Genomic DNA, 13,950 nt, shown 5'->3' on the forward strand with positions numbered 1-13,950 from the left:
TCACTGACCAGCCCTGACATGCCCGCGCCCACCCCCGCATATGCCCGAACCGGAACCCGCTCTCCGGCCCTTCGGGCCCCCTCACCCCTGCGATCCCTTGCGCTGGTGCGCGCCCGTTACGCCCGCACCGGCGCCGGCGGAACCACCACGGTGCGGGGCCACCCGCCCCGACGGAACGGCGACAGCGGGCCCCTCCGCCTGTCGCGATGGGTCCATGCCGCCCCGGCACATTCCGCGCCGCGCGCCTCACGCGGTGAGCCACCGCGCTGGGTCGGCGTGACCGCTGTCCCGCTTCGGATCGCGCCCCGGGCCCGGCATCGCGGTGCGGCAGCCTGCGCGGTGGCGGATCTGCTGCGTCCGGGCGGCCCGGCCGACGCGGCACGCACCGCGTGCGAACGGGCCGTGGACACGCGCCCCGGCCGGTCCGGGGGCCCCACGACGCCGAGCCGCCCTCCGCAAGCGCCTCACGGACCGAAGGACCGCCGCTTCCCGCCGCCCAACAGCCCACACCCCCAGCCCCGGGCACCCCGAAACACCGACCGCACGACGGCCACCCCCTCACCGCACACGCCTCACCGACCGGCCACACCCCCTCGACCACAGCCTCCCGCGCCCCGCCGGGCCAGCAGCGTGCCTCGCGGGTGCCGGCCCGCAGCACGCCCCGTCGGCGCACTCGCCCCGGAGACGCACGACGGGCCGGTCCCAAGGCGTCTGCCTTGGGACCGGCCCGTGCGTGGGACAGCGTGCGGCGTCAGCCGCGGAGTACCGCTCCGGTGCGGTCCGTCGCCAGGGCGACCGCCGCCTCGCGGGCCGCCGACGCCTCGTCGACGGTCAGTGTGCGGTCGTCCGCGCGGAAGCGCAGCGCGTAGGCCAGGGACTTGCGGCCCTCGCCCAGCTGCTCGGCGTTCTCGTAGACGTCGAACAGGCGGATGGACTCAAGGAGTTCGCCCGCGCCCTCCCGCAGCGCCGCCTCCACGTCCGAGGCGGGCACGTAGGCGTCGACGACCAGGGCGACGTCCTGCGTGGCGACCGGGAAGGTGGAGATGGACGGCGCCTGCGGGACCGTGTCGCCGACCCGCTCCAGGACGTCCAGGTCCAGCTCCATCGCGCAGGCGCGCGCGGGCAGGCCCAGCGTCTTCAGGACGCGCGGGTGCAGCTCACCGGCGTGCCCGACGACGCGCTCGGCGCCGTCGACGGTGACGGTCAGCTCGGCGCAGCGGCCCGGGTGCCAGGGACCGTACTGCCCCTTGCGGATACCCAGTTCGGCGCCGGCCTCGCGGGCGACGGTCCGGGCGGCCTCGACCGCGTCGGCCCAGTCGGCCGGACGGCCCTTGCCCCACCAGCCGGCCTGCTCGCGGGCGCCGGCCAGGACCACGGCGACGTGCCGGGGCTGGTCGGGCAGCGCGGCGTTCAGCGCAGCGATGTCGTCGGGGCTGGGGCGCCGGTCGACGGGGAGGTTGGCAGCGACCCTGGCTGCGTCGCGCGGCTGGAAGACCAGGCCGGTCTCGAACAGCGCCAGGTCGTGCGAGCCCCGGCCGTCGTTGCGGCGCAGGGCGGCGAGCAGCCCGGGCAGCAGGGAGGTCCGCAGCGCGGGCTCCTCGTCGCTGAGCGGGTTGACCAGCTTGACGACGCGGCGGGCCGGGTCGTCGGCCTCCAGGCCGAGCTGATCGAAGACCTGCTCGCTGACGAACGGGTAGTTCAGCGCCTCCACGTACCCGGCTCCGGCGAGCGCCCGGCCGATGCGGCGGTGCAGCCGCTGGCGGCCGGTCAGACCCCGGCCGGCGGGCGGCCTGGGCAGGGTGGAGGGCAGGTTCTCGTAACCCTCCAGCCGGATGACCTCCTCGGCGAGGTCGTTCGGGTCGGTGAGGTCGGGACGCCACGACGGGACGGTCACGATGAGTTCGTCCTGGCCGTAGACGTCGCAGCCGACCTCCTGGAGGCGGCGGACGACGGTCTCCCGGCCGTAGGTCACACCGGCGACCTTGTCCGGGTGGTCGGCGGCCAGGGTGATGGTGTGCGGCGCGCTCGGGGCGATGACCTCGGTGACGCCGGCCTCGGCGGTGCCGCCGGCGAGCAGTACCAGCAGGTCGACGGTGCGCTGCGCGGCGGCAGACGCGGCCTGCGGGTCCACACCGCGCTCGAAGCGCCGGGACGCCTCGGAGGACAGCTTGTGGCGGCGGGCCGTGCGGGCCACCGACACCTGGTCGAAGTGGGCCGCCTCGATGATCACGTCGGTCGTCGCCGCGGCGCCCTCCTCGGCGGGGTCGTGGTCGGCGATCTCGGTGTCGGCGCCGCCCATGACACCGGCCAGGCCGATGGGGCCGCGGTCGTCGGTGATGACGAGGTCCTCGGCGTGCAGCTTCCGCTCGACGCCGTCGAGGGTGACGATCTTCTCGCCCTCCTGCGCGCGACGGACGCCGATCGTGCCCTGGACCTGGTGGCGGTCGTAGGCGTGCAGCGGCTGGCCGAGCTCCATCATCACGTAGTTGGTGACGTCGACGGCGAGCGAGATCGGGCGCATGCCGACCTTCTGGAGCCGGCGCTGGAGCCAGATCGGGGAGCGCGCCTCGGGGCTGAGGCCGGTCACCGTGCGGGCGGTGAAGCGGTCGCAGCCGGCCGGGTCGGAGACCTTCACCGGGTAGCCGAACGCGTTGGGGCCGGGCACGTCGAGCAGCGCCGGGTCGCGCAGCGGCAGGCCGTAGGCGATGGCGGTCTCGCGGGCGACGCCGCGGATGGACAGGCAGTCGCCGCGGTTGGCGGTGACGGCGATGTCCAGGACCTCGTCGACCAGTTCGAGCAGCTCGACGGCGTCCTTGCCGACCTCGGTCTCCGGCGGCAGCACGATGATGCCGTGGGTCCCGTCGTCGCCCATGCCCAGCTCGCCGCTGGAGCAGATCATGCCGTGCGAGACCTTGCCGTAGGTCTTGCGGGCGCTGATGGAGAAGCCGCCGGGCAGGGTGGCGCCGGGCAGGACCACGACGACCTTGTCGCCGACGGAGAAGTTCCGGGCGCCGCAGACGATCTCCTGGGGCTCACCGGTGCCGTTGGCCTGGCCGACGTCGACCGTGCAGAAGCGGATCGGCTTCTTGAAGCCCTCCAGCTCCTCGATGGTCAGCACCTGACCGACGACCAGCGGGCCCTTGAGGTCGGCGCCGAGGTGCTCGACGGTCTCGACCTCAAGGCCGGCCGAAATCAGCTTGGCCTGCACGTCGCGGCCGGTCTCGGTGGCCGGCAGGTCGACGTACTCCCGCAGCCAGGAAAGCGGGACCCGCATCAGATCTCCATCCCGAACGGCCGGGTGAACCGGACGTCACCCTCGACCATGTCTCGCATGTCCTCGACGTTGTGGCGGAACATCAGCATCCGCTCGATGCCGAACCCGAAGGCGAAGCCGCTGTACTTCTCCGGGTCGACGCCGCAGGCGGTGAGCACCCGCGGGTTGACCATGCCGCAGCCGCCGAGCTCGATCCAGCCCTCGCTGGAGCAGGTGCGGCAGGGCCGGTCGGGGTTGCCGACGGACGCGCCCTTGCAGACGTAGCAGAGCATGTCCATCTCGGCGCTGGGCTCGGTGAAGGGGAAGAAGTTCGGCCGCAGCCGGGTCTTCATCTCCGCGCCGAACAGCGACTGGACCATGTGGTCCAGGGTGCCCTTGAGGTCCGCCATGGTCAGGCCCTCGTCGACGGCGAGCAGCTCGACCTGGTGGAAGACGGGGGTGTGCGTGGCGTCCAGCTCGTCGGTGCGGTAGACGCGGCCGGGGCAGATCACGTAGACCGGCAGCTCGCGGTCGAGCAGGGAGCGGATCTGCACGGGCGAGGTGTGCGTGCGCAGCACGACGCCGGCGTCGGCGTCCTCGGGGCCCTGCACGAAGAACGTGTCGGCCTCGCCGCGCGCCGGGTGGTCCGGGCCGATGTTGAGCGCGTCGAAGTTGAACCACTCGGCCTCGACCTCGGGGCCCTCGGCGACCTCGTAGCCCATGGCCACGAAGATGTCCTCGATGCGCTCGGAGAGCGTGGTGAGGGGGTGGCGGGCGCCGGCCGGGACACGGTCGTGCGGCAGCGTGACGTCCACGGACTCCTCGACGAGGACGCGGGCGTCGCGCTCGGCCTCCAGCTCCGCCTGGCGGGCGGCAAGCGCCTTGTTCACGGCACCTCGGGCCTGGCCGACGCGCTTGCCGGCCTCGGCCTTGGCGTGCGGGGGCAGCGCGCCGATCTCGCGGTTGGCCAGGGCCAGCGGGGAGGCGCCGCCGGTGTGGGCGACCTTCGCCTCCTGGAGCGCGTCGAGGGAGTCCGCGGCGGCGAAGGCGGCGAGCGCCTCGTCCCGCATGCGCTCGATCTCTTCCGGTTTCAACGCCTCGACCTCGACAGGGTCGTACGACTTATTCGGTGCCGACATCTCTTCCCGTGCTTCCGATTGGCTGGCTGATGGTCCCCGTCATCGACTCGTGGACGAATGGTCCGTCGCGCGTCTGGTCGGCGTCGCGGCTTCCGTCCTCGGGACGCAAAGGTGCCAAAGGCCGAGTCTAACGGGGTGGGGGTACGCGAAGGCGCCCGTGGGGGCCGCAGGCGTCTCAGGTGAGATACGCGGGGGCCGCCACGGGCAACGTAAATCGGAATTCGGCGCCGCCGCCGGGGGCGCGTCCGACCGTGATGGTGCCGCCGTGGGCCTCGACGATGCCCTTGACGATGTACAGCCCGAGGCCCGTGCCGCCGCGCTTGCTGCCCCGCCAGAAGCGGGTGAAGACGCGGTTCATGGACTCCTCCGGGATGCCGGGCCCCTCGTCGCTGACGGTGACCGACGTGGCTGCGGGTTCGGCGTGCTCACGGTCGCGGGGCGACGCCGAGGGTGTGATGTCGATGGTGACGGTTCCCTCGCCGTGGCGCACGGCATTTTCCAGCAGGTTGCTCAGCACCTGGTCGATCTTGTCGGGGTCGGCCCACAGGGCGGGCAGCGGGTGCTGGACCCGCAGCAGGAACCGGTCGGCGGGCCGGCCGGCCGCGACGTGCGCCTGGATGTGCCGGCCCACGGCGGCCCCGATGTCGACGGGCTGGCGGCGCACCTCGAGGCGCCCGGAGTCGATGCGGGATATGTCGAGCAGTTCGGCGATGAGCCGGGTGACGCGGTCGGCGTCGGCGTCGACGGTCTCCAGCATGAGCCGCTTCTGGTCGTCGGTGAAGCGTTCCCACTTGGCGAGCAGGGTGGCGGTGAAGCCCTTGACCGAGGTGAGCGGGGAGCGCAGTTCGTGCGCGACGGTCGCGATCAGCTCGGCGTGGCTGCGCTCGGTCCGGCGCCGTGCCTCGGTGTCGCGGAGGGTGACCACGACTCGGCGGACGGGCCCGGTCGGGCGGGTGCGGACGTAGCGGGCGGAGACGAGGACCTCGCGGCCGCCGTGCAGCAGGAGGTTGCGCTCGGGCTGGCCGACCCGGATGGCGAGTCCGCCGTAGGGGTCGGTGAGCTGCCACCAGCGGCGCCCCTCCAGGTCCTCTAACGGCAGCGCGGTCTCCAGGGTCCGGCCGAGGGCCTGCTCGGCGGGGACGGCGGTGATGCGTTGGGCGGCGGCGTTGAAGCAGACCACCCTGCCGTGCTCGTCGGCGACGACGAGTCCGTCGGGGAGCTGGTCGGGGTCGATGCCGAGGTCGGCGACGTCACCGGGCCGGGGCGCGGGCGGGCGCGCCGTGCGCTCTTCTCCCCGTGCGCTGCTCGTGCCGACGCTCATCCCCGTACCCCACCTCTCGGAACGTCCTCGGGGCGCCCCGTTCCCGGGCCCCGGCCGAGAGCTTGGGGAGGTCCCCGAGCTGGTCAGCCTACTAGCTCTCGGTGACGGAGCGGGACCCTCCGGCGGCGCGCTGTGCACGTGCCGACGCGTAGAGACATACGGCGGCGGCGGTGGCGAGGTTCAGGCTCTCCGCCTTTCCGTGGATGGGGACGCGGACGACGGCGTCGGCGAGGGCGCGGGTCTCCTCGGGCAGGCCCCAGGCCTCGTTGCCGAAGATCCAGGCCGTGGGGCCGCCCATGGCGCCCTTGTCGAGCTCCTCGTCGAGGTCGCGGTCGCCCGCGCCGTCGGCGGCGAGCAGCCGTACGCCGGCGTCGCGCAGTCCGGTGACGGCGCGTTCGACGGGCACGCCCACGGCGACGGGCAGGTGGAAGTGGGAGCCGACGGAGGCGCGGACGGCCTTGGGGTTGTAGAGGTCGACCGAGGCGTCGGTGAGGACGACGGCGTCGGCCCCGGCGGCGTCGGCGCAGCGCAGCACGGTGCCGGCGTTCCCGGGGTCGCGGACGTGGGCGAGGACGGCGACGAGGCGGGGACGGGCGGCGAGGATCTCCTCGAACGGCGTGTCCAGGAACCGGCAGACGCCGACGAGGCCCTGCGGGGTGACGGTGGTGGAGATGTCGGCGACGACCTCGTCGGACGCGAGGTGGACACGGGCGCCGGCGTCCCGGGCGGCACCGACGATGTCGGCGTACCGCTCGGCGGCCTCGGGGGTGGTGAACAGCTCGACGAGGGTGGCTGTGTCCTGGGTGCGGTGCGCGGCGGCCTCACGGACGGCCTGCGGTCCCTCGGCGAGGAACAGCCGCTCCTTCCCCCGGAAGTTACGCCTGGCGAGCCGCCGCGCGGCGCTCACCCGGGCGGACCGAGGAGAAATCAGCTCAGGACCGACGGACACCATTTCAGTCACCTTCAACTTCTCGACCGAGGGCCGGCACAACACCCTCAGGGGCGCGGGGAACTGCGCGACCAGCCACCACCAACCCGCAGCCGACGAGCCGGCCGGGGCAACGACACAGCACGGGACCCGCAGGCCGAAGCCTGCGGGTCCCGGAGCACAGAACGTCGGCCGAGGCCGACGACCTCACGCAGCCTTGGGCGCGTTCACGTCCGCCGGCAGCGCCTTCTGCGCGACCTCGACGAGCGCGGCGAAGGCGGTGGCGTCGTTGACAGCCAGCTCGGCCAGGATCTTGCGGTCCACCTCGACGTTGGCGGCCTTCAGACCCTGGATGAAGCGGTTGTACGTGATGCCGTTGGCGCGGGCAGCGGCGTTGATGCGCTGGATCCACAGCTGACGGAAGTCGCCCTTGCGCTTCTTGCGGTCGTTGTAGTTGTAGACCAGCGAGTGGGTGACCTGCTCCTTGGCCTTGCGGTACAGGCGCGAGCGCTGACCGCGGTAGCCGGAGGCCTGCTCGAGGATCGCCCGGCGCTTCTTGTGGGCGTTGACTGCCCGCTTGACGCGTGCCACTTGTTAACTCCTTGTAGCGGGGCCGTGGTGGTGCTCACACGGCCCGGTATCGAATGGGTCCCGGTCTGACGTACGTACGGCGCTCACGCGCCGGGGCGTCACTTGCCGAGAAGCTTCTTGATCTTCGCGGCGTCGCCCGGGGCCATCTCGGCGTTGCCGGTGAGGCGACGCGTCACACGGGACGACTTGTGCTCGAGCAGGTGGCGCTTGCCGGCACGCTCGCGGAGCACCTTGCCGGAGCCGGTGATCTTGAAGCGCTTGCTGGCACCGCTGTGCGACTTGTTCTTCGGCATAGCGCCGTTCTCTCCTCGTCGGTGGCGCTCCTGTGCCCGGTCGTGAAACCGGGCACGGTGGAGCGTCGTACTTGTGTCTGGTTACTTCCTGGGGCTCGCGCCCCGGGGAGTCACGCCTCGGCCGGCTCCTCGGCCGCCTGGACGGAGTCCGCGTCGGCGGCGTTCTGCGACTTGCCGGGGTTGGCCTTCGCTTCTGCCTTGCGGGCTTCCTGTGCCTGGCGGGCCTCGGCCATCGCCTCGGTCTTCTTCTTGTGCGGACCGAGAACCATGATCATGTTGCGGCCGTCCTGCTTCGGGTTCGACTCCACGAACCCGAGGTCGGCCACGTCCTCCGCGAGTCGCTGCAGAAGCCGGTAACCGAGCTCCGGCCGGGACTGCTCGCGACCACGGAACATGATCGTGATCTTGACCTTGTCGCCCTGCTTGAGGAACCGGACGACGTGACCCTTCTTGGTGTCGTAGTCGTGCGGGTCGATCTTCGGCCGGAGCTTCATCTCCTTGATGACCGTGTGCGCCTGGTTCTTGCGCGCCTCACGGGCCTTCATGGCCGACTCGTACTTGAACTTCCCGTAGTCCATGAGCTTGCACACGGGCGGACGGGCGTTCGCCGCGACCTCCACGAGGTCGAGGTCGTACTCCTGCGCAAGCTCCAGGGCCTTGGCAAGCGGGACAATCCCGACCTGCTCGCCGCTGGGACCGACAAGTCGCACCTCGGGAACGCGAATCCGGTCGTTGATGCGGGGCTCGGCGCTGATGGATCCTCCTCGGTAGCACCACGCGACGGTCTGGCGGACAGCCGCGTAACGTCTGTATTCGTTAGACCTAACCGCGCCGAGACACGAAAAATGCCCCGGACGATCACAGACGGGGCTCCTCGAACTACCGGAGCACCGCCACGGGGACCGCGGGGCGCGCTTTCGGGCCGACCACCGACTCGGGGACGGGATCTGCCTGACCGGTGACCCGCCGCCCTGAGAGCGGCCAGGTGGGAGTTCGAAAGCCTCCACTTGTGGGCCGGGCTCGCGTGCCGTGAGACATGCGGGTCCGACCGGTCGTTACACCAGGTTAGCAGCTCCCGGAGACCGGTACCAACCGGCCGTCCGCCCGGCTCCTGGCGTCGGGAGCGCGCCGGGCTGCGCCTATCGTGTGGGGCATGAGTGAGACCTCCCCCTCGGACACCCCCGAGACCCCCGGCAGCCCCGACTTCGACGCCATGGCCCGCGACATCGCGGAGGTCCCTGCGGTCGAGGTGATCGTGACGGTCGCCGTCAACCTGATGAGCGCCGCCGCCGTGAAGCTCGGTCTGACCGAGGAGGGCGACCAGCACAAGGACCTGGACGAGGCCCGCAAGCTGGTGCACGCGCTGGCCGGTCTGCTGGACGCCTCGGCGACCGAGATCAGCTCGTTCCACGCGGCACCGCTGCGGGACGGCCTGAAGTCGCTGCAGCTCGCCTTCCGCGAGGCCTCCCTGGTCGCGGACGAGCCGGGCAAGGGGCCGGGCGAGAAGTACACGGGCGCGGTCTACGGCTGACGGCTCGTCTGCATCACCGACGTACGTACAAGGGCTCGCCGGGAGGCATGGCCTCGGCCGGCAGGACTGCCAGGTCGAGACCGCGCACCAGGCGGGCCCTCAGCGTTTCGTCGGCGGCGAGCCGCTGCGCGACGGCCCTGGCGGCCTCGGGGACCGGCACGGACGGGTCGAAGACCAGGGCGAGGGTGCCGTCGGCCTGTCCCGGCCCGAGGTGGGCGCGGACCACGGAGGGCTCGGCGGCGACGGCGTCCCGTACGGCCTCGACGACGGCGGGGTCCTTCAGCGGGTCGGTGCTGGTGCGGCCCTCGGCGAGGGCGAGCAGCGTGGGCCCGGTCAGTTCGAACGGCACCGGGCCCGCCAGGTCGAGGACGACCGTGTCCGCCTCCTCGTGCGCGGCGGCCTGGAGAGCCTGGTGCAGCGGTACGGCGACGGGGCGGGCCGCCGGGTCCCAGCGGGTCAGGGAGTCGGTGGAGGTGAAGGCGGGCAGCGCCTTGCGGCCTCCGGCCTTCAGGGTCGGTACGGCCATGTCGCTGGTCTTCTCGCGGCGCAGCCCGCCCCCCCGTCGCCCGCCGCCACCCTTCCGAGGAGCTTCGCGCCCCTCTTCGTCGTCTTCCTCCACCTCGCCGAGCACGGCCACCACAGGCACGAGCAGGCGGGCGTCCTTGAGGGCTTCCAGGACCGGGCCGACGGCGTTGCCGTCCTCCGCCCAGGCGGCGAGCGCGGCGCTCAGCCGGGGGTCGGCGGTTCCGTCGTCGTCGCGGAAGGGGGAGTCGGGAATGTTCTTGTTCGCCACGGTCACCGACCTTAGCGGCCGTGGGCGGGACGCCCGGACGCGGGCGGGAGGGAGCGCGGGGTGACGGACGGACCGAGGGTGTCGGCGGCGGCGCTGGACCTGGCGGACGGGGAGACGTACGCCTCGGGAGGGGGCGTCTTCGTGACCGCGAGCGTGGTGAAGGTGGACATCCTGACCGCGCTGCTGCTGACCGCGCGGGACGCGGAGCGTGAGCTCACCGCCGCCGAGCGGGCGCACGCGGAGGCGATGATCGTACGCAGCGACAACGACGCGGCGACGGCGCTGTGGCAGGTGGTGGGGCGGGCGGCGGGGCTGGACGCGGCGAACGCCCGGCTCGGCCTCACCCGCACCGTGGCCGACGCGCGCTGGGGCCTGACCCGGACGACGGCCGCGGACCGGGTGAGGCTGCTGCGGCAGGTTTTCGCACCGGGGGACGCACGGGCGTACGTGCGGGAGTTGATGGAGCGGGTCGTGCCGGAACAGGCGTGGGGTGTGCCGGCCCTGGCCGACCCGGGCACGCGGTGGGCCGTGAAGAACGGCTGGCTGCCGCGGGACGCGACCGGCCTGTGGGTGGTGAACAGCACGGGGTGCGTGACCGTGGGCGGGCGCGTGTACACGGTGGCGGTGCTGTCGGACGGCCACGCGTCGATGGCGGAGGGGGTGGCACGGGTGGAGGAGGCGGCGCGGGACGCGGTGCGGCACTGCGGAGGTGCCGCTGCGCCCACCCGTGCCGCCCCGGCGGCACGAATGCCCGCAGCTGGGGCGGTGGCAGCAGCGCCCCTCAAGGGCGCGGGGAACTGCGCGACCAGCCACGCACTACCCGCACCCGCCAACGCGGCGCCACCACCCCCTCGTGGCGGGGCGGACTGAACCAGCAGGCGCCCGGCGCAGTCAGAACGTGTCACTCTCCCTGCGCCCCCGCCACAGCACGACCGCCGCGACCAGGAGGACGCCGCCGGCGCCCCCCGCGAGGGGCGCGGCCCAGTCGGCGGTGTCGTCGCCGGGACTGTCGGCGGCCGGGCCCGGGCCGAAGTACTCGTCGCCGTACGCCGCCGCCTTCAGGCCCTCCGGCTTCAGACGGCCCGCGGCCTCGATCGCGGCGGCCGGGTCGATGAACCCGAAGCCGCGCGAGTCGTCGCGGCCTGCGGCGGGCGCGTTGCGGGCGGTGTCCTCCAGGAGCCGCTTGATCTGCGCCGGGGTCAGGTCCGGGTGGGCGGCCTTGACCAGGGCGACGGCTCCGGAGACGAACGCGGCGGCGGCGCTGGTGCCCCAGCCCTCGTAGTACTTGTGGTCGGGGTCGGCGATGATCACGTCGACCCCGGGGGCGCTGACCGTGGCGTACCAGCGGCGGGTGGAGAAGGGGGCGCGGGTGCCGTAGCGGTCGACGGCGGTGGCGGCGATGACGCCCGGGTAGGCCGCCGGGTAGGAGATCCGGTCGCCCTTCTCGCCGCCGTTGCCGGCGGAGGCCACGACGACGACGCCCTTGCGCAGGGCGTACTGGATCGCCCCGTCCTCGCCCTCCTCCGGGTGCGCGGAGGCGGAGTCGTCGCCGAGGGAGAGGTTGATGACGTCGGCGCCGTGGTCGGCGGCCCAGCGGATGCCTTCGGCGAGGGCGTTGCCGCGGGTGCTGCGGGCCTTGGCGCGGGCCGGGTCCTTGTCCTCGAGGATGACGCGGACGGGGAGGATCTTCGCCTCGGGGGCGACGCCCAGGACGCCGTCGCCGTTGCCCGGGCCGTGCCCGTGACCGGCGATGATGCCGGCCATGGCGGTGCCGTGGCGGGCCCACGCCTCGTCGCCCTCGCGCGCGCCGAAGCCGACGAGGTCCTTGCCGGGGAGGACGTTGCCGTCGAGGTCGGGGTGGTCGGCCTCGACGCCTGTGTCCAGGACGGCGACGGTGACCCCCGCACCGCGCGTGGTGGGCCACACCTGGTCGGCGTGCAGGGCGTCCAGGGCCCACTGCCGGTCGCGGATGGTGTCGGCGTGCGCGGTGGTCGCGGGGACCAGGACGAGGGCCGCGGCGAGCAGGCCGCCGAGGGCGGCGGGGCGCTTCCTCATGACGGACGCTCCGTGGGGGTGCCGGCCCGCTGGCGCAGGGCGCGTTCGAAGCGGTCGGCGAGACCGCGGGCCTCGTGGCCAAGGCCCGCCTGGGCGGGGGCGGTGGTGGCTCCGGACCGCATGGCGTCCTCGGCGGGCTGCGGCTCGTCGACGGTCCGGCCGTCGGCCCAGCCGGAGACGGCGTAGACGACGACGGGGGCGTCGGTGAGGACGGAGATCGCCCAGGAGGCCCGCTGGTCGGGGCCGAAGCCCTCGGCCGCGGTGTCCTTCGCCGCGTAGGGCAGCGGCATCAGGTCGCCGCGGCGGTCCAGTCGTTCGCGCTCGAAGCGGCGGGCGAGGGCCCCCATGCCGGCCGCGTCGGCCTCGGTGAACAACAGGCCGACGGTGGTGACGTGGCTCTGCGTGGCGTCGGTGTAAGTGGCGCGGAGCAGGCGCTCGCAGCCGACGGGGGCGAGGGCGCGGGTGAGCAGGGCGTCGAAGGCGCCCTTGCAGCCGCTGTCGGGGGCGACGGCGATGCGCGTCCAGACGCGGTCGGCCTCCCCGGGGCCCGCGCCCCGGCCCTGCACGGTGGGCGGGAACAGCTGGTCGACGGGCACCTCGTGCCACAGGTCGCCCGCGACCGCGAAGGCGTGCCGGGTGCCTGGGCCCTCGGGCCCGTCGGCGAGCCAGGCGCCGGTGACGGCGCCGCCGATCAGCCCCGTGCCGAGCACGAGACAGACGGCCGCGGCGACGACCTGGCCGCGGGTGCGGCGGGCGAACGGGCGGGGCCGCCTCTCGGGTTCCCCGAAGGACACGGAGGCGGGACGCCCCGCGCCCGGGACGCCGCCCGGGGACATGGGCGCACTCCAGGACAACGCGGGGTCCGGCTGGGCCGGGACGGGGCGCAGCCGGGTGGTCGTCTCGGAGGGGGTTTCCGTACGGGGCCGGTGCGCGGGCCGCGGCGGCGCGGAGGGTGCGGGCGGCGTCTGGGACACGCGCTGCCCGACGCCGGGGGGCGCGGACACGCCCCGCCCGACGGTGGGCGGCGCGTCCGGGAACCGCGCGGAGGCCCGCGGCGGCGGCGCGGCGCGGTCGGGGCCGTCGGCCCCGATCCGGGGAAAACGGGGGCGCGCCCCGGGGACGGGGCGTTGGGGTGTGTCGCCGGGGGCGGGGGTTCCGTCGCCGACCAGGGGGTACGGCCGCTCGGCGGAGTCCGTGCCGTGCGTGCCAGGACGATACGTAGGTTCCGCCGAAACCGCGTCCGTGCGGCGCGCGTCGGACGTGACCGGGCGGCCCGTGGGGCCCTCGCCGACCGGGCGATACGGCCGCTCGGCGGAGCCTGTGCCGAGCACGTCGGACCCGGTGGGCGTCGCCGCGCGACCGGTAGGGCCCTCGCCGACCGCGCGGTACGGCCGCTCGGCGGAGTCCGCTCCGCCCGTGCCAGGACGCGCCGGGACCGCGCCCGTGCGGCGCGCGTCGGGCGCGGCGGGCGGCGTCGGGCGGTGCGTCGGCTCGGCGGGGGCCGCGGGCCGGGGGGTGCCGTCGGGCACGGGGCGTCGGGGGCCGACGGTGCTCGTGCCGTCGTCGGTGCCGGACGGCCGGTGCGGCCGCTCCGGGCGGGCCGCGTCCGCGCAAGGCGCGTCGGCGGACGCCCCGGGCGTCGTCGTGCTGTCACCCGCCGCCGTACCCGCCTCCCACGCGCCGGACGAGCCAGGCCCGGGGCGCCGAGCTTCGGCGCGGTCCTTGTCGGCGGCGCCCGTGTCGTCGGAGGCGGGCCGGTCCGCCTGCGGCGAGGCGGTGTCGTCCAGCGGGGTCCTGGGGTCGAACGGCCCCGGGTTGCCTGCGGTGCGGGGGGCGTGGGGCGGGCGCGGGGGGAGGGAGGCGCGGCGCGCTTCCGTGCTCATGCACCCCCCGTTTCCTCGTGCCCGGGCCGGTCCTCGTCGTCCGCGGCCGGTGCGTCGCTGCCAGGTGGCCCGGCGCGGACGCGTCCCGGGCACAGATACCCGCACGACCGGCGCGTCATCCCGCCCGGACGACCGGGCCGGCCCCGTACCGCCGTGCGTGCGC

12 protein-coding genes are annotated in these 13,950 nt (G+C 74.2%); 2 read left to right on the plus strand and 10 right to left on the minus strand.

The window, feature by feature from the left end; genetic code table 11:
- Nucleotides 1–751: 751 nt before the first annotated feature.
- The 7 genes from pheT to infC all read right to left on the minus strand — a co-directional run bounded on the left by pheT (nt 752) and on the right by infC (nt 8,280).
- Nucleotides 752–3,274 (minus strand): phenylalanine--tRNA ligase subunit beta, encoded by a 2,523-nt coding sequence (pheT, locus tag MTR79_RS22910; protein WP_189366466.1) that lies wholly within the window; start codon nt 3,272–3,274, stop codon nt 752–754.
- Nucleotides 3,274–4,392 carry a phenylalanine--tRNA ligase subunit alpha gene (gene pheS, locus MTR79_RS22915; RefSeq protein ID WP_086699306.1) on the minus strand — a complete coding sequence of 373 codons (1,119 nt, stop codon included), beginning with the start codon at nt 4,390–4,392 and terminating at the stop codon, nt 3,274–3,276. Before pheS ends, pheT begins: the two co-directional genes overlap by 1 nt.
- A gap of 175 nt (nt 4,393–4,567) precedes the next feature.
- On the minus strand, nt 4,568–5,713 hold the full coding sequence (locus MTR79_RS22920; RefSeq protein WP_244791888.1) for an ATP-binding protein: 1,146 nt from the start codon (nt 5,711–5,713) through the stop codon (nt 4,568–4,570).
- A gap of 91 nt (nt 5,714–5,804) precedes the next feature.
- Nucleotides 5,805–6,665, minus strand: coding sequence for an RNA methyltransferase (locus MTR79_RS22925; protein ID WP_102641491.1), 861 nt, complete (start codon nt 6,663–6,665; stop codon nt 5,805–5,807).
- Nucleotides 6,666–6,848: 183 nt separating this feature from the next.
- A complete protein-coding gene (rplT, locus tag MTR79_RS22930; protein WP_004933571.1) occupies nt 6,849–7,232 on the minus strand; it encodes a 50S ribosomal protein L20 in 384 nt (127 codons plus the stop codon).
- A gap of 98 nt (nt 7,233–7,330) precedes the next feature.
- Nucleotides 7,331–7,525: a 50S ribosomal protein L35 gene (rpmI, locus tag MTR79_RS22935; protein ID WP_003977225.1), complete on the minus strand. Its 195-nt coding sequence runs from the start codon at nt 7,523–7,525 to the stop codon at nt 7,331–7,333.
- Nucleotides 7,526–7,635: 110 nt separating this feature from the next.
- Entirely contained in the window at nt 7,636–8,280 is a 645-nt protein-coding gene (infC, locus tag MTR79_RS22940) for a translation initiation factor IF-3 (protein WP_078540917.1), read from the minus strand.
- Nucleotides 8,281–8,678: 398 nt separating this feature from the next.
- Between infC and MTR79_RS22945 the strand changes: the two genes are divergently transcribed.
- Nucleotides 8,679–9,056: a DUF1844 domain-containing protein gene (locus MTR79_RS22945; protein WP_086705465.1), complete on the plus strand. Its 378-nt coding sequence runs from the start codon at nt 8,679–8,681 to the stop codon at nt 9,054–9,056.
- Nucleotides 9,057–9,069: 13 nt separating this feature from the next.
- Here MTR79_RS22945 and MTR79_RS22950 read toward each other — a convergent pair whose 3' ends face one another.
- A complete protein-coding gene (locus MTR79_RS22950; protein WP_244791889.1) occupies nt 9,070–9,849 on the minus strand; it encodes an SseB family protein in 780 nt (259 codons plus the stop codon).
- A 60-nt stretch (nt 9,850–9,909) separates the two neighbouring features.
- Here MTR79_RS22950 and MTR79_RS22955 point away from each other — a divergent pair, with 60 nt between their 5' ends.
- On the plus strand, nt 9,910–10,719 hold the full coding sequence (locus MTR79_RS22955; protein ID WP_308430284.1) for a serine hydrolase: 810 nt from the start codon (nt 9,910–9,912) through the stop codon (nt 10,717–10,719).
- A gap of 21 nt (nt 10,720–10,740) precedes the next feature.
- Here MTR79_RS22955 and mycP read toward each other — a convergent pair whose 3' ends face one another.
- Together mycP and MTR79_RS22965 are read right to left on the minus strand one after the other, a co-directional pair.
- A complete protein-coding gene (mycP, locus tag MTR79_RS22960; RefSeq protein ID WP_189366467.1) occupies nt 10,741–11,904 on the minus strand; it encodes a type VII secretion-associated serine protease mycosin in 1,164 nt (387 codons plus the stop codon).
- Entirely contained in the window at nt 11,901–12,740 is an 840-nt protein-coding gene (locus MTR79_RS22965) for a hypothetical protein (protein ID WP_244793283.1), read from the minus strand. Before MTR79_RS22965 ends, mycP begins: the two co-directional genes overlap by 4 nt.
- Nucleotides 12,741–13,950 lie beyond the last annotated feature (1,210 nt).

The organism is Streptomyces sp. BJ20 (genome assembly GCF_022869105.1).
GTDB lineage: Bacteria > Actinomycetota > Actinomycetes > Streptomycetales > Streptomycetaceae > Streptomyces > Streptomyces griseoincarnatus.